Here is a 14,855-nt window from a genome sequence, read left to right as displayed (position 1 = left end):
CACGACTCGCGGATCGAGTCCTCCGCGGGCTCCGTCGAGCCGGCCCGGACGGGCTCGACGCCCACCAGCGCGCCGCTCTCGTCGCGACGCACGTCGAGGGTCGGGTGCAGCACCACGTGGACGTCGCGCTGCTGCCGCGCGAGCTCCATCGTCACCGAGTCGACGAGGAACGGCATGTCGTCGGTGACGACCTCGACGATGGAGTGGCCGCCGGCCGACCAGCCGTGCTCGGCGACGGTCGGCGTGTAGACGCGCACCTTCGTCGTGCCGGGGCTGCGCTCCGCCGCCAGGTGGTGGTGGGAGGCGTAGGCGCCGTAGCGGTCGACGTCGCTGCGGTCGGCCAGGTCCTCGGTGGCGACGTGCCGGTAGTAGCCGGTGAGCAGGGCCACGACGTCGTCACCGGGAGGCGCCGAGGCGCCCCGGCCGTGGCGGGCCACCTCTGCGGCCTGCTCGATCAGCTCGTCCCGGTCGGTGTTGTGCGTCGTCGTTGACACCCTGTCACAGTAGGGTGGCGCGCTGCCCCGAACAACCATCCTCGAGAGGACCCCGATGGCGACCCGCCTGGTGCACGAGCTGACCTACGACGCCCCCGTGGAGGCGGTCGCCCGGATGCTGACCGACCGCGAGTTCCGGGAGGAGGTGTGCCGGGCCGTGCAGGCCACGTCGTACGCCGTCACGGTCGACCGCGACGCGTCGGCGACGAAGGTGCGCATCGAGATGGAGCAGCCCACCGACGGGGTGCCGTCGTTCGCCCGCAAGCTGGTCGGCGCCACCACCACCGTGGTGCAGGCGGAGAGCTGGACCAGCCCCACGCACGCCGACGTCCACGTGTCGATCCCGGGCAAGCCCGGCGAGATGGAGGGCACCACGGTGCTCGAGCAGCGCGACGGCCGCACGGTCGAGGTGGTCGACCTCCGGATCTCGGTGCGCATCCCGCTCGTCGCGGGCAAGGTCGAGGACCTGCTCGCCAAGTTCCTCGTGCGGGCGCTGAAGGCGGAGAACCGCGTCGGGCAGGACTGGCTGGCGCGCTAGCCCCGCTCCTCGCCCTCCGTCGTCTCCGGCACGCCCTGCGCCTCCCGGCGCTCCGGCTCCTCCTGGCGCTCCGGCTCCTCCTGGCCCTGCCGCTCCTCCCGGGCTTCCTGCCGGCGGCGGAGGGCGACGACGATCCCGAGCACGACGAACGGGCCGATCGCCAGGGCGACGGTCAGCGCCTGCTCGACCGGGTGCAGCGGACCGAGGTGTGCCGGGAGCACGCCCGTCACTCCTCCGCCGTGGAGGGCGCCATGGAGGGGGTACATGTGGTCGGTCGGCGGCACCAGCGTCTCCTTGAGCGACCGCGGCGACGTCCACCGCTGGAGGTTGAGCGCCGCCCCGGCCTTGTCGTTGGTGCCCGAGCCGCGGCCGCCGCCGAAGGGCTGCTGGCCGACGACGGCGCCGGTCGGCTTGTCGTTGACGTAGAAGTTGCCCGCGGCGAACCGCAGCGCCTCGCTCGCCCAGTCGATGGCCGCGCGGTCGCGGGCGACGACGGCCCCGGTGAGGGCGTACGGCGACGCGGACTCGAGCTGGTGCGCGACCCGCTCGAACGCCGTGCTGTCGCGGTCGTCGTAGACGTGGACCGCGAGGATCGGCCCGAAGTACTCGGTGCGGAACATCTCGTCCTCCGGGTCCTCGCCGAGGACGATGGTCGGCCGGACGAACCAGCCGACCGAGTCGTCGGTCGTGCCGCCGGCGACCACGGTCAGGCCGGAGGTGGCCTGGGCGCGCTCGATCGCCGCGGTGTGCTTCTTGAACGCGCGGTCGTCGATGACGGCGCCCAGGAAGTGCCGGAAGTCGGTCGGGTCGCCCATCGACAGCGCCTCGGTCCGGTCGACCAGTTCGTCGCCCATCCGGTCCCACACCGAGCGCGGCACGTAGGCGCGGGGAGGCGGCCGAGCACTTCTGCCCCGCGTACTCGAACGCCCCCCGGACCAGGGCGGTGGTGAGCACGTCGGGGTCCGCCGAGGGATGGGCGAGCACGAAGTCCTTGCCGCCGGTCTCGCCCACCAGACGCGGATAGCTGCGGTACGACGGCAGGTTGCTGCCGACGGTCTGCCACAGCCGCTGGAAGGTCGCGGTCGAGCCGGTGAAGTGGATGCCCGCGAGGTCGGGGTGGGCGAGGGCCACCTCCGACACCTCGAGCCCGTCGCCGGGCAGCATGTTGATCACGCCCGGCGGCATCCCGGCCTCGACGAGCAGCTCCATCGTGAGGCTCGCGGCGAGCTGCTGGGTCGGGCTGGGCTTCCAGATGACGACGTTGCCCATCAGGGCCGGCGCGGTCGGCAGGTTGCCGGCGATCGCGGTGAAGTTGAACGGGGTGACGGCGTAGACGAAGCCCTCGAGCGGCCGGTGGTCGGTGCGGTTCCACACCCCGGGGCTGTTGGCGATCGGCTGCTCGGCGAGGATCTGCCGGGCGTAGTGCACGTTGAACCGCCAGAAGTCGATCAGCTCGCAGGCGGCGTCGATCTCGGCCTGGAACGCGGTCTTGGACTGCCCGAGCACGGTCGCGGCGTTGAGCCGCTGCCGCCAGGGGCCGGCGAGCAGCTCGGCGGCCCGGAGCAGGATCGCGCACCGCTCGTCGAACGGTGTCGCCCGCCAGGCCGGCGCCGCGGCGAGCGCGGCGTCGATCGCCCGCTGGGCGTCGGCGGCGGTGGAGTTCCGCAGCACCCCGAGGACGTGACCGTGGTCGTGCGGCTGGACGACGGGGATCTCGGCGCCGCCGCCGGCGACCCACTCGCCGTCGACGTAGGCCTCGAGGGGGCGCTGGGTCGCCTCCAGGTCGGCGATCCGAGCGGTCAGGGCGGAGCGCTCCGGGGTGCCGGGCGCGTAGGTGAGGTTGGGCTCGTTGGTGGGAGCCGGGGGGAACGTGATGGCGTCCATGCCCTCAGAACCTACGCTCGCCGTCGTCGTCGTGCCCACCCACCCGGGCTCACCCCAGCAGTGCCCCGACCTCCTGCGTGGCGTACCAGGCCAGGTCGTCGTCGGGCCCCGCTCCACCGCGGTCGTCGGCGTGGACGGCGACCACCTCGCGCCACGGGAGGTCCCCCTCCGGGTCGCCGGACGGCTCCCCGACGACGACCACCCGCCGGGCGCCCTCGGGCTGCGCCGCGGCCGAGAGCCCGGCGGCGGTCATCAGCGCGTCGTACTCCAGCTCCTCGTCCTCCTCGCCGACGACCACCCGCTCGGCCGAGGCGGGGACCGACCCCGCGGCCACGTGGTCGCGGAGCCCGTCGAGGGTGGTGGCGACGTAGACCCTGCCCGTCATGTGCCCGTCACCGGTCCGCCGCCTTGTCCGTCCCCGGCCGCCGCCGGGCCTTGCGGCCCCGGGGGCGCGGCGGCGCGTCGCCGACGACACCTCGAGCAGCTCGTCGAGCGCCTCGCGCAGGCACAGCCCGAGCAGGTCGGCGTCGGGGATCCAGTCGCGGTCGGCGGTGATGCCGAAGTACACCCCCGCCGTCGTAGGACGTCACACCGATCGCCAGCGGGTGCCCGGGCACCAGCGGGTGGACGGGATAGCTCGCGAGCATCCGCGCGCCCGCGGCGTAGAGCGGCGCCTGCGGGCCGGGGACGTTGGTGACCGACAGCTGGTAGCCGCGGCGCAGCTCGTCGGCGGCGACCCGCGAGCCGATCGCGTGGAACGTCGTGGGGGCGAAGCCGGCGATGCCGGCGAGCCGGTTGGCCGCGACGCTGCGACCGGTGTCCTTGTGGTCCTGGAAGGAGTACGACACCTGGTGCAGCCGCACCACCGGGCTCGGCTCGCCGATCGGGAGGTCGACGAAGTGGGCGGCGATCTGGCTGCCGAGCGAGGTCGCCTCGAGCTCCTCGTCGATCACCGAGACCGGCACCAGTGCGCGCACCTGGCGCAGGCCGCCCATCGACTCCGCCCGGGTCATCAGCCAGCCCCGCAGGCCGCCGGTGATCGTGGCGAGGATGACGTCGTTGACGGTGCCGCCGTGGGCCTGCCGGACGGCGCGGTGGTCGGCGAGGCGGGTCTCGACGGTGACGATCCGGCGCTGCTGCGACAGCGGGCCGTTGATCACGCCGCGGCGCGAGGGCCGGCCCCCGGTCGCCGCGTCGAGGAACCCGCGGACCCGGCGGGTGCGCTCCTCCGCCGTGCGCAGCAGGGCGTGGGAGGCGCTGCGCACGGTGGCGACCGCGGTCTCCGGGTCGGTGACGGTGTCGCGGATCGCGCCGGTCAGCAGGGCGGGCGGCGACGGGGCACGGCGCGGCGTCCAGTCGTCGGGCTCGAGCTCGCGCGGCTCGGGCTGCGGGTCGAGCAGCAGCTGGCCGAGGTCGACGGTGTGGACTCCGTCGACCAGGGCCTGGTGGGTCTTGGACAACAGCGCCACCCGGCCGCCCTCGAGACCCTCGACGAAGTAGATCTCCCACAGCGGGCGGGAGCGGTCGAGCGGCCGCGACACGATCCGCGACGCCAGCTCGAGCAGCTGGGCGGAGGTGCCGGGTCGCGGCAGCGCCGACCGCCGGACGTGGAACCCGAGGTCGAAGCCCTCGTCGTCGATCCACAGCGGGTTGGCGAGCCGGCCCGGGACGGTCTGCACCCGCTGGCGGTAGCGCGGCACGAACGCGATCCGGTCGCGGACCAGCTCGACGAGCCGGCCGTAGTCGAACCCCGAGCCACCGGGGTCGAAGACCTCGATCGTGGCGTTGTGCAGGGGCGTCTGCGCGCTCTCCTCGGTGAGGAACGCGAGATCGCGAGGACGGACCCTGTCGACCACGTCACTCCCCGCCTTCTCCGCCGGCACCCCGTCGCCGCTGGTCAGCTGCTGCGTGAGATTCTGGCAGAGTCACGGAAAGGGTGGTACGAGTGGGACGTACGACGGCACGGGCCCTCGCAGCGCTGGTGACGACCTCCGTCGTGGGGCTGTCCGCCGCGGCGTGCGGCGGGGACGACGACGGCGGCAACGGCGCATCGGACGAGCCGGTCGTGGTCGAGATCGTCTTCGAGGGCGGCGAGGTCACGCCGAACGGCGAGCGGGTCGAGGTCGAGGCGGGCCAGCCGATCGACCTCGAGGTCACCGCCGACGAGCCGGGGTCGATCCACATCCACTCCGACCCCGAGCAGGAGTTCGACTTCGAGGCGGGCACCGACACCTTCGAGATCCAGGTCGACCGGCCCGGCGTGGTCGAGGTGGAGTCGCACGAGCTCGAACAGGTGATCGTGCAGCTCGAGGTCCGGTAGGCACCGTGCTCGAAGCCCACGGGATCGGCGGCCAGGCCGATCTCCCGATCCCGCTCAGCCTCGCCATCTCCGGTGCGGTCGCCGCACTGGTGGTGTCGTTCACCGTGCTCGTGGTCGCGTGGCGCACCCCGCGGTACGCGACCGGCGACGTCCCGGCGCCCGCCGGCTCCGCGGACGACCGCGAGCCGCACCGACCCGGTCGCGACGCCGGCGGCAGGCCCGCCCCGCGGGCGCTCGACGCGCTGGTGCGGTCGCCGTACTGGTCGGTCGGGCTGCGGCTGGTGGGCATCGTCGGCTTCCTGTTCACCGCCGCCACGGCGATCTTCGGGCAGGACCAGCTCACGAACCCGTTCTTCGGGATCGTCTACGTGTGGCTGTGGGTCGGGGTGGTCTTCGCCTCGCTGCTGTTGGGGCCGGTGTGGCGGGCGATCAGCCCGATGCGCACCATCAACCTGGTGCTCGCGCGGCTCACCGGCGGCGACGCCGAACGCGGCATCCGCGACTACCCCACCTGGCTCGGGATGTGGCCCGCCGCGCTCGGTCTCTACGCGTTCGTGTGGATGGAGCTGGTGCACCGGCACCCCACCGACCTCGGCACGGTGCGGCTGTGGTTCGCCGTCTACGTCGGCGCCATGCTCATCGGCGGCGCCGTGTTCGGCGACCGGTTCTACGAGCGCGCCGACCCGTTCGAGGTCTACTCCACCCTGGTCGGCCGGCTGTCGCCGTGGGCCCGCGACGAGACCGGCCGGCTCGTCCTCCGCAGCCCGCTCGCCAACCTCGCGACCACGCCGCCGTACCGCGGTCTGGTCGCCGTGGTCGCCGTGCTCTTCGGCAGCACCGCGTTCGACTCCTTCCGCGAGTCGTCGTTCTGGATCCGCACGATCCAGGGCGCCGAGGTCACCGGCTTCGCCCTCAACAACCTCGCGCTGCTCGTCTTCTGCATCGGGGCCGGCGCGCTCTTCTCGCTCGGCGCCGCGCTGACCGGCGTCGACCCGGAGCAGTCGCGTGCGGAGCTCCCCCGGCGGCTGGCGCACTCGATCGTCCCGATCATCGCCGCCTACATCATCGCCCACTACCTGACCCTGCTGATCGACGTCGGCACCCAGACGCTGGCGCGGGCGAGCGACCCGTTCGGCAAGGGATGGGACGTGCTCGGCACGGCCGGTGTGGAGCCGTCGTACTGGTTCTCCTACCACCCGACGGTGCTCGCGACCACCAAGGTCGTCGCCGTCGTGGTCGGGCACGTGCTGGCGGCCGTCGCCGCCCACGACCGGGCGATCGCGCTGCTGCCGAAGCGGCACCAGATCACCGGGCAGCTGCCGCTGCTGGTCGCCATGGTGGCGTTCACGGCGGGCGGCCTCTACCTGCTCTTCAGCGCCTGACGCTCACTGTCCCTGCCATCGCGTCGACGACCGAGGCGAGGGCGCGGGTGAAGCGGCGACTCCCCCGCCTCCAGCAGCGTCCGTCCGGCGACGAGCGCCCGGTCGACCGCGGCCTGGTCGTCGGGCAGGAAGTGCACCCCGGTGTGGTCGCCGAACCCGCGGAGCATCGCGACCACGTCGGCCTCGCGCCAGCCGAGCGTCGGCCGCATCCGGTTGACGACCAGGCGGATCCGGGTGGCGGGCAGCAGCTCGCGCGCATCGGCGAGCGACCGGGCCAGCCGGGCCAGCCCGACCGGGTCGGCCGCACCGACGAGCAGCACGTCGTCGGCGGCCTCCAGCGCCTCCAGCGTGAGGCCGTTGCGCTCGGGACGGACGCCGACGTCGGCCGCCCGGTCCTGCTCGATGCTGAAGCCGGTGTCGAGCACCACCTGCGCCTCGCTCCTGGCCCGCTCGACGATCGCGCCCAGCGCCCCGGGCCGGACCTCGACCCACCGGTCCGGGCGGGGCAGGCCGGTCACCACCCGCAGCTCGTCGGAGAGCCGGCGCTGCACCGTCGCGAACCGCTCGTCCAGCGCCCCGCCGGCCACGAGCCGGGCCGCCGAGAGCAGGCCCGAGACTTCGTCGAGGATGCCGAGCTGTTGCGCGACCGCGCCGCCGTAGGGGTCGGCGTCGACCAGCACCGTCCGCAGCCCCCGCCCCGCGAGCTCGGCCGCGACCCCCGCGGCGACCGTGGTGCGCCCCGGGGCGCCGGCCGGTCCCCAGACGGCGACCACCCGGCCGGGCCGCCCCGGGGCCGGGCCTGACGGCCCTGACGGCCCCTGACGGCGCTGGCGGCTCACCGGGGAGGTCGGGAGTCGGGGCGGCCGCTGCCGGGCCCCGGGCCACCGCGGCGGTGATCCGGTCGACCGGGTCGGCGGGGACGACCACCTCCACGCCGATCCGGGCCGCCCGGACCCGGGCCCGCTCCACGTCCTCGCCGACGGCGACCACCCGCACGCCGTGCTGCCGGAGCTGGTCGACGACGGTGGCGTCGAACCCCGTCAGCTCGGCGCCGACGACCGCCACCTGCGCCTGCCCGGCGCTCGCGGTGGCGAGCAGGTCGGCGACGTCCACGCACCGCTTGAGCACGACGACGCCCGGCTCGTCGTTGAGGGCCGCCAACGCGCGGGACTCCCACGCGGCGCCGGTCGAGACCAGCAGGACGACGATCACGGCACCTCCTACGAACGCTGCACGACGCGGACCGCGGGTTCGTCGGTGCCGTCGAGCAGGGCGAGGAACGGGCCGACCTGGTCGTCGGCGACGGCGAGCACGAGCTGGCGGGTGCCGCTGACGGCGATGCTCTCGTCCGCGGGCGGCGCGTCGACCACGGTGACCGCGGCGAGCGCCGGGCCGGCGGCGGGATCGGTCGGGGCGCTCGCGCCCGGACCGGCGCCGGGGCCCGTGCCACGGCCGGTGCCAGGGCCGGAGCCGGAGCCGGCGACGCCGACCCACACGTCGACGACCGAGCCGACGTCGACGGTCGGCGGCACCCGGTGCGGCTCGACGTCGAGCGGCAGCCGCACCGTGCCCGCCGCGTTGGCGTCTCCCAGGGCGGCCCGCGGCAGCAGCTCGCCGGCGCCGAGCCCCCGGACCAGCAGCGCCCCCTCCGGGAGCGCCTCGTCGGTGGGCAGGTAGCGGTCGAGGTCGGTGTCGTCGGCGAACCCGACCCGCACCGCGACCAGGTCACCCTCGTCGAGGACGGTGCCCGGCCCGACGTCGCCGGCGAGCGCCCACACCGCCACGGAGTCGTCGGCGGCGGCGAGCACCCGCGCCCCCAGCACGACTGACCCGGCGACGAGCAGCACCCCGATCCACAGCCGGGGATCGCGCCAGCCCGCCCTCGTCACCCGCGCCGCGGGCGGGGGCACCACCGACGCGCCCGGCTCCCCGAGAGTCCTGGACACAGGCACATCATGCAGCCAGCGGGCCGCCGCGTCACCTGTCGATCCACAGGCCGTCGGGGTGGCGCTGCCGTCGTACCGTCCGTGGTGACACGATGTGCGCATGGCCGAATCGCCACGGTTCCTCACGCTGACCGACGTCGCGGAGGTCCTCAACACCTCCAGCGCCCAGGTCTACGCGCTGGTCCGCCGCGGCGAGCTGCCCGCGATCAAGATCGGCGGCCGCGGCCAGTGGCGGGTCGAGGCCAGCAAGCTCGAGGAGTACATCGAGGAGCAGTACCGCGAGGCCCGGCGCTACGTCGAGACCCACCCGTTCGTCGACACGGAGCCGCTGCCGGAGTAGGGGCTCGTCACGAACCGCAGCTCGAGGACGGGACCTCGTGCGTCTCCCGTTCGCACGTGGTCGACCCGGGACATGACGGGCAAAACCTCCACTTGTCCGGCATTGCTTTGCCCGACATGTTGAGGTTTCCCCGGTCGACAGGGGAAACCTCACCTCGCCGCCGCCGTCGCCGCCGTCGCCGCCGTCGCCGCCTCCCGCGCCTACCCGACCTTGCCGTCGAGCCGGACCCGGACCTGCATCGTGTCCTCCCCGCCGCGCTCGACGGTGAGCTCGATGGTCTCCTGGGGCTGGTGGGTGCGGATCGCGACGATGAGCGCGATGCCGTCGGTGACCCGCTGCCCGTTGACGTGGGTGATCACGTCGCCGTCCTCGAGGCCGGCGTCCTCGGCGGGTGAGCCGGCGACCACCTCGTCGACGGTGGCGCCGTCGAGCTGGACCGCACCCCCGGTCTGCACCGTCGCCCCGATCACGGGGTACTGCGCCTCCCCGTCTTGAGGATCTGGTCGGCCGTCACGCGGACCTGCTCGACGGGGATGGCGAACCCGACGCCGATGTTGCCGGCGGTGCCGTCGATGGTGCCGCCGCCGTTGGTGGCGATCGCGGAGTTCACGCCGACCACCTCGCCCTGCAGGTTCACGAGCGGGCCGCCGGAGTTGCCGGGGTTGATGGCGGCGTCGGTCTGGACCGCGTTGATGTAGGAGGAGTCGTCGGACCGGTCACCGGTCGTCACCGGCCGGTTGAGCGCGCTCACGATGCCCGAGGTGACCGTGGCGCTGAGGCCGAGCGGCGAACCGATCGCGACGACCGGCTCGCCGACACGGAGCGTCGTCGAGCGGCCCAGCTTGGCGGGCTTGAGGCCGTCGGCGTTGGTGACGTGCAGGACCGCGAGGTCGTAGACGGCGCTGCGGCCGACGACCGTCGCGCGGTGCCGCTCGCCCTCGTGGTCGACCACCTCGATCGGGCCGTCGCCCTCGGCGGCGTCGGCGATCACGTGGTTGTTGGTGATGACGTGGCCGTTGCGGTCGAGCACGAAGCCGGAGCCGGTGGCTCCCGCCGCGACGCCGTCGAGCTCGGCGAGGACCTGCACCGTGCTCGGCAGCACCGTCTGCGCCACGCGGGCCACCGAGCCCGGCTTCTCCAGCGGGGCGCGGGTCTCGAGGTCGACGCCCTCGAGCCCGCCCTCGACCAGGCCGGGGCTGTCGTCGTCGGTCAGTGCCCCGGTGACGACCGCGCCCACGACGCCGCCCACGAGACCCACCACGAGCGCGACCGCGGCCACGACGGGCCACACCCACCCGGCGAGACGGGCGCGACCGCCGGTGGCGGCCGGGGCGGAGCGTTCGGCGAGCGGGAGCGGCGAGGTCGGTCGCGGGCCGAACGCCGGGCCCGCAGAGCCCGAAGCGACTGGCGGCGACCCCGGCGGCGGCGACGTCGGAGGGGGGCGGCGGCCATGCGGACGCGCGGTGCGCCGGGACCGGGCCGGCCGCCGGCTCCGAGGCCGACTCCGGGCCCCCTCCCGACGGCGGCTCCGACGGCGGCTCCGACGGGGGGCAGGAACGGACCGCTCGGCGGCGCCCAGCGGTCGCTGCCTCCTGCGGGGCGGGCAGTGATCGGCTGGGTCGGCTCGAGGTCGGCCTCGGCGGGCAGGTCGTCGCCCGGCATCGCGTCGCCCGGCATCGCGTCGCGGGGCTCGTCCTCGGGGCGGTCGTTCACGTCGTCCATCATGGCTGATCGGACCCAGCCGCACGGCCGGGCCCCGAGGCCGTCACGGCATCAGCATCTGCACCCACGCCGGGGCGCCGGCCGGGAGGGTCACCGAACCCGGGGGGCAGGGAGGCGACCAACGGTGCGCCGGTGGCCCGGTTCCCGGGGTCGTCCCCACTGCCGGCGCCGGTGTCGCTCCCGGCGCCGGGGTCGGCGCGGTTGCCGGTCGTCGACCGGTCGGCGCGGTCGCCGACGGCAGGTGTCTCGACCCGCGACGCGGGCATCCGCCGGTCGGCGGTGGGCGTGGAGGTCGGAACCAGGCCGAGCGCGATCACGCCGAGCATCGCAGCGCCGGCCGCCCCGCCACCCAGCACGGCCACGCCGAGGCCCCGGCGTCCCCGCGACTGCTGGTCGTGGCCGCCGCCCAGGCACCGCTCGGCCGGCGTGAGGTTGAGCAGCGAGCCCTTGAGGTCGGGCGGGGCCGCGCCGGGGCCGCACGAGAGGCCGGCGAGCCGGGTCTTGACCCAGCCCTCGCGCTCGACGAGGTCACGACAGGCGTGGCACGTGTAGACGTGCTCCCACGCCTCCTCCGCCTCTGCCGGCGGCAGCTGCCCGTCGAGGAGCGCGCTCACCCGGGCGCCGAGGTGACCGATCACGACCGCCCTGCTCCCGGGGTCACCGCGGCCTCGGGGCCGGCGTACCGGGTGCGGTCGCCGCTCGGCGCCCGGTGCGAGAGGGCCGCGCGGAGCATCGCCCGGCCGCGGTGGATCCGCGAGCGGACGGTGCCGAGCTTGGCGTCGAGGATCCCGGCGATCTCCTCGTAGGTGAGGCCCTCGATGTCGCAGAGCACCACGGCGGCGCGGAAGTCGGGCGGCAGGGCCGAGAGCGCCGACTCGACGTCGTCGTCGAACGTGCGGTCGGCGTACGCCGTGTCCGGGCCGGCGGCGGCGCTCGCGAGCCGGGCGGCGCGCTCGTCGGAGAGCGCGTCGAACCGGATCCGCTGCTTGCGCCGGGCCTGGTCGAGGAACAGGTTCGTGGTGATCCGGTGCAGCCAGCCCTCGAAGGTGCCGGGGGTGTAGGTGTGCAGCGAGCGGAACACGCGGACGAAGACCTCCTGGGTGAGGTCCTCGGCGTCGTGGCGGTTGCCGGTCAGGCGCAGGGCGAGCCGGTAGACCCGGTCGGAGTGCTGCTCGACGATCTCGTCCCACCCCGGCACGGCCCCGGCCGTCGCCCGGCCGTCCGGCTCAGCGCTCATGGTTCCCCTTCTCCGCACCTGCGTGCTGCCTCCCTCGTGTGCCATGACGGTAGGACTCCGGCCTGAGGAATCCCTGTGAAAGCCCGGCGGGGTTCCTGAGGACCGCTGTCGCCCGGTCCAACGACCGGCGCACCGCCGTTGTTCCGCTGACTCCCCGTCCGGCTCCGCCGAACGTCGGCCGCCGGCCGCTACGGTGGTGCCGTGGCCGACTCCCCGCTTCCGCCGATCAGCCCCGCGAGCTGGACCTTCGCCGAGACCTACGTCGTCGAGGACGACGTGCTGCTCGCCGCACGGGCGCGTGCGGAGGAGGTCGGCGTCGTCTCGATCGGCTCCGGCTCGGGGGCGGCGCTGCGCTTCCTGGCGGCGGTGCTCGACGCCCGGGCGGTGGTCGAGATCGGCACCGGCACCGGCGTGTCGGGCCTGTGGCTGCTGCGCGGGATGCGCCCCGACGGCGTGCTGACGACGGTCGACGTCGAGGCCGAGCACCAGCGGCTGGCCCGGGAGTCGTTCAGGGACGACGGTGTCGCCCCCGCAACGGGTGCGGACCATCGCGGGGGGCGGCGCTCGACGTGCTCCCCCGCCTCACCGACGGCCACTACGACCTCGTCTTCGCCGACGGCGACAAGCGGGAGTACGGCGCCTACCTCACGGAGGCGATGCGGCTGCTGCGCCCGGGCGGCGTGGTCGCCTTCGACAACGCCCTGTGGCACGACCGGGTCGCCGACCCCGCGCAGCGCGACGACGAGACGGTGGCCGTGCGGACCCTCGTCCAGGAGGTCGCGCAGACCGACGGCCTGGTGCCGGCCCTGCTGCCCGTCGGCGACGGCCTCCTGGTGGCGAAGAAGGAGTGGGTGCCCGAGGGCTAGTCCTCGGCGCGGGGGCTGGCCGCGAACCCGGTCGCACCCTCCGCGATCGCCACCACCTCGCACGGCTCGATGAGCACCGGCGGGCTGCCGACGATCTGCGAGCCCGGCGCCTCCGCGGCACCGGCGGTGAACGTCTCCTGGAAGGCGGCCCGGGCGGCGTCGTCGGCGAAGACGTAGCAACCCCTCGAACCACTCGCCGCGGCGCACCCGCCAGGTCTTGTAGGCCAGTCCGTCCATGCCGGTGAACCGGGCGTGGGAGGTCTCGGCGACGTAGGCGGCCAGCCGGTCCTCCACCCCCTCCGGTGCGTCCGCGAGCGACCAGCGGACCGTGAGACCCTTCACTTCTTCCGTCCTCCCGTGGGGATGTCGATGCCGGCGAGCGGGTCGGGCTGCCCCCAGCCAGGTCAGCAGCAGCCGGGCACCGAAGCCGGACGGCCCGACCGTCCACTCGTGTAGCTCCTTCTCGACGTCGCCGACCGAGGCGATGTCGAGGTGGGCCCAGGGGCGCCCGGCGGTGAAGGGCCGCAGGAACAGGGCGGCGGTGATCGCCTGCGGGGTGCCGCCGCTGTTGTCGGCGTCGGCGACCTTGGACGCGATCTTGTCCTGGTAGCCGTCGTGAAGGGGGAAGCGCCAGACCTCTTCGCCGGACCTCTCCCCCGGCGTCGCGGAGGGCAGAGGCGAGCGAGTCGTCGGTGGCGAAGAAGCCGCCCATCTGCTGGCCCAGCGCGACCTTCATCGCGCCGGTGAGCGTGGCGACGTCGACGATGACGGCCGGGTCGAGCTCGGCGGCGGCGTAGGCGATCGCGTCCGCGAGCACCAGCCGGCCCTCGGCGTCGGTGTTGGTGACCTCGGTGGTGCGCCCGCCCCAGTGACGCACGACGTCGCCCGGCCGCACGGCGTCGCCGGAGACGGCGTTCTCCGCGGCGGGCACCAGCCCCGTGACCCGCACCGGGCAGTCGACGTCACCGAGCGCGGCCATGGTCGCCAGCACCACGGCGCCGCCGGTCATGTCGCGCTTCATCGACACCATGCTCGGGCCCGGCTTGATCGAGAGGCCGCCGGAGTCGAACGTGATGCCCTTGCCGACGAGCACCACGTGCGGGAGCTTGCGGGCCGCCCTCGCCGAGACGCCCGCCGGGGTGTAGTCGAGCCGCACCAGGCGCGGCGGCGTCGCGGACGCCCGGCCGACGGCGACGATGCCCCCCGAAGCCCTCGCGCTCGAGCTGCCGCTCGTCCCAGACCCGGCACTCCAGGCCGGCGGCCTCGGCCACCTGCTCGGCCTGCTCGGCCAGCCAGGGCGGGTTCTTGAGGTTGCTCGGCACGGTCGCCAGCAGCCGGGGAGCGCCAGCCGGCGCCGCCGATGGCGACCGCCCGTTCGAGGGTGCCCTGGTCGGCCTCCCCGAGGCTGCCGGGCGGCAGCGCGACGACCACGCGCCGCACGGGGGTGGTGCTCGGGGCCGCCTGAGCGCCAGTGGAAGAGGAACGAGCCGAGCATGGCGCCGGCGACGAACGCCTCGAGCGCGGCACCGTCCGCCGGCGGCTCGCCGTCGGGCGCGACCCCGGGGGAGCGACGTCGCGACCGCCTCGCGGTCGCGCAGCGCGCGGGCCATCGCCGCACCAGCCCGGCGTACGTCGACCGGTCGGGCGGCGCCGACCCCGACGAGCAGGACCACCCGCAGCTCGGCGTTGACCGGCGTCCCGTCGGGGAGCGGGACGGTGGCGACCTCGCCGACCGCTCCGGTCATCGCGTGCAGCTCGGCGACGCCGAGGAGATCGATCCCGGTGACGTCGGCGAGGTCGGCCGCACCGGGGCCCAGGAGCACGGCGGGACCGTCGTCGGTGCTCGCCGCGGGGGAGCACCGGCACCGCGATCGCGTCGACCCCGACGATCGCAGCGGGGTGGAGCTCGCTGAGCGCGAACTCAGGAGGGGAAACCTGGCGGGGAAGCGGACCCGTCACCCGACGACGTTCTTGAGCGCGTCACCCAGGGCGCCGGCCTCTTCGGCGTTGAGCTCGACGACCAACCGGCCGCCGCCCTCGAGCGGGACCCGCATGACGATGCCCCGACCCTCCTTGGTGACCTCGAGCGGACCGTCACCGGTCCGAGGCTTCATCGCCGCCATGCG

At 74.7% G+C, this 14,855-nt stretch carries 16 protein-coding genes and 6 pseudogenes; 6 read left to right on the top strand and 16 right to left on the bottom strand.

Features of this window, described 5'->3' with window-relative positions:
- Positions 1–14: 14 nt before the first annotated feature.
- Positions 15–533: pseudogene (locus MF408_RS25745) on the bottom strand (hypothetical protein); the annotation flags it as partial.
- Positions 534–549: 16 nt separating this feature from the next.
- Between MF408_RS25745 and MF408_RS17205 the strand changes: the two are divergent.
- Positions 550–1,032, top strand: a complete 483-nt coding sequence (locus MF408_RS17205) for a DUF2505 domain-containing protein (protein WP_240248712.1) — start codon at positions 550–552, stop codon at positions 1,030–1,032.
- Here the strand turns inward: MF408_RS17205 and MF408_RS25740 are convergent.
- The 4 genes and pseudogenes from MF408_RS25740 to MF408_RS17190 all read right to left on the bottom strand — a co-directional run bounded on the left by MF408_RS25740 (position 1,029) and on the right by MF408_RS17190 (position 4,772).
- Positions 1,029–1,886: an aldehyde dehydrogenase family protein gene (locus tag MF408_RS25740; RefSeq protein WP_275693208.1), complete on the bottom strand. Its 858-nt coding sequence runs from the start codon at positions 1,884–1,886 to the stop codon at positions 1,029–1,031. The genes MF408_RS17205 and MF408_RS25740 overlap by 4 nt on opposite strands.
- A gap of 103 nt (positions 1,887–1,989) precedes the next feature.
- Positions 1,990–2,916: pseudogene (locus MF408_RS25735) on the bottom strand (aldehyde dehydrogenase family protein); the annotation flags it as partial.
- Positions 2,917–2,965: 49 nt separating this feature from the next.
- The gene (locus tag MF408_RS17195) at positions 2,966–3,301 is read right to left on the bottom strand and encodes a hypothetical protein (RefSeq protein WP_240248711.1); all 336 of its coding nucleotides are present in this window, start codon (positions 3,299–3,301) and stop codon (positions 2,966–2,968) included.
- 7 nt (positions 3,302–3,308) lie between these two features.
- A complete protein-coding gene (locus tag MF408_RS17190) occupies positions 3,309–4,772 on the bottom strand; it encodes a wax ester/triacylglycerol synthase family O-acyltransferase (protein WP_240248710.1) in 1,464 nt (487 codons plus the stop codon).
- 125 nt (positions 4,773–4,897) lie between these two features.
- Between MF408_RS17190 and MF408_RS17185 the strand changes: the two genes are divergently transcribed.
- Positions 4,898–5,236: a hypothetical protein gene (locus MF408_RS17185; protein ID WP_240248709.1), complete on the top strand. Its 339-nt coding sequence runs from the start codon at positions 4,898–4,900 to the stop codon at positions 5,234–5,236.
- 5 nt (positions 5,237–5,241) lie between these two features.
- Entirely contained in the window at positions 5,242–6,618 is a 1,377-nt protein-coding gene (locus MF408_RS17180) for a hypothetical protein (RefSeq protein WP_240248708.1), read from the top strand.
- Here the strand turns inward: MF408_RS17180 and MF408_RS17175 are convergent.
- On the bottom strand, positions 6,597–7,391 hold the full coding sequence (locus MF408_RS17175; protein ID WP_240248707.1) for a hypothetical protein: 795 nt from the start codon (positions 7,389–7,391) through the stop codon (positions 6,597–6,599). The genes MF408_RS17180 and MF408_RS17175 overlap by 22 nt on opposite strands.
- A 447-nt stretch (positions 7,392–7,838) precedes the next feature.
- The gene (locus MF408_RS17170; RefSeq protein WP_240248706.1) at positions 7,839–8,531 is read right to left on the bottom strand and encodes a hypothetical protein; all 693 of its coding nucleotides are present in this window, start codon (positions 8,529–8,531) and stop codon (positions 7,839–7,841) included.
- A 133-nt stretch (positions 8,532–8,664) separates the two neighbouring features.
- Here MF408_RS17170 and MF408_RS17165 point away from each other — a divergent pair, with 133 nt between their 5' ends.
- Positions 8,665–8,904, top strand: coding sequence for a helix-turn-helix domain-containing protein (locus MF408_RS17165; protein ID WP_240248705.1), 240 nt, complete (start codon positions 8,665–8,667; stop codon positions 8,902–8,904).
- 200 nt (positions 8,905–9,104) lie between these two features.
- Here the strand turns inward: MF408_RS17165 and MF408_RS17160 are convergent, their stop codons facing one another.
- The 5 genes from MF408_RS17160 to MF408_RS17140 form a co-directional block, all read right to left on the bottom strand.
- Complete coding sequence (locus MF408_RS17160; protein ID WP_240248704.1) at positions 9,105–9,374, bottom strand: PDZ domain-containing protein; 270 nt, start codon at positions 9,372–9,374, stop codon at positions 9,105–9,107.
- The gene (locus MF408_RS17155; RefSeq protein ID WP_240248703.1) at positions 9,371–10,195 is read right to left on the bottom strand and encodes a trypsin-like peptidase domain-containing protein; all 825 of its coding nucleotides are present in this window, start codon (positions 10,193–10,195) and stop codon (positions 9,371–9,373) included. The genes MF408_RS17160 and MF408_RS17155 overlap by 4 nt, the downstream gene beginning before the upstream one ends.
- Before the next feature lie 430 nt (positions 10,196–10,625).
- Entirely contained in the window at positions 10,626–11,264 is a 639-nt protein-coding gene (locus MF408_RS17150; RefSeq protein ID WP_240248702.1) for a hypothetical protein, read from the bottom strand.
- Entirely contained in the window at positions 11,261–11,908 is a 648-nt protein-coding gene (gene sigE / locus MF408_RS17145; RefSeq protein WP_275693207.1) for an RNA polymerase sigma factor SigE, read from the bottom strand. Before sigE ends, MF408_RS17150 begins: the two co-directional genes overlap by 4 nt.
- Before the next feature lie 212 nt (positions 11,909–12,120).
- Positions 12,121–12,264, bottom strand: coding sequence for a hypothetical protein (locus tag MF408_RS17140; RefSeq protein WP_240252191.1), 144 nt, complete (start codon positions 12,262–12,264; stop codon positions 12,121–12,123).
- Here MF408_RS17140 and MF408_RS25730 point away from each other — a divergent pair.
- Positions 12,230–12,331, top strand: a pseudogene (locus MF408_RS25730) (methyltransferase); the annotation flags it as partial. The gene MF408_RS17140 and the pseudogene MF408_RS25730 overlap by 35 nt on opposite strands.
- A 101-nt stretch (positions 12,332–12,432) precedes the next feature.
- Positions 12,433–12,729 carry a hypothetical protein gene (locus MF408_RS25725; protein ID WP_275693206.1) on the top strand — a complete coding sequence of 99 codons (297 nt, stop codon included), beginning with the start codon at positions 12,433–12,435 and terminating at the stop codon, positions 12,727–12,729.
- Positions 12,730–13,197: 468 nt separating this feature from the next.
- Here MF408_RS25725 and MF408_RS25720 read toward each other — a convergent pair.
- From MF408_RS25720 to MF408_RS17120, 4 genes and pseudogenes are all read right to left on the bottom strand, one after another.
- Positions 13,198–13,326 (bottom strand): annotated as a pseudogene (locus MF408_RS25720) (hypothetical protein); the annotation flags it as partial.
- Positions 13,327–13,447: 121 nt separating this feature from the next.
- A pseudogene (locus tag MF408_RS17130) lies at positions 13,448–14,224 on the bottom strand (M17 family metallopeptidase); the annotation flags it as partial.
- 139 nt (positions 14,225–14,363) lie between these two features.
- Positions 14,364–14,552, bottom strand: a pseudogene (locus MF408_RS17125) (leucyl aminopeptidase); the annotation flags it as partial.
- Between the two features lie 132 nt (positions 14,553–14,684).
- On the bottom strand, positions 14,685–14,852 hold the full coding sequence (locus MF408_RS17120; protein WP_091024313.1) for a DUF3117 domain-containing protein: 168 nt from the start codon (positions 14,850–14,852) through the stop codon (positions 14,685–14,687).
- Positions 14,853–14,855: the final 3 nt, after the last annotated feature.

The organism is Nocardioides sp. TF02-7 (genome assembly GCF_022437945.1).
Classification (GTDB): Bacteria; Actinomycetota; Actinomycetes; order Propionibacteriales; family Nocardioidaceae; genus Nocardioides.
Note: the sequence above shows the minus strand (reverse complement) of the source record. Positions and strands in the feature narration are given on the sequence as shown.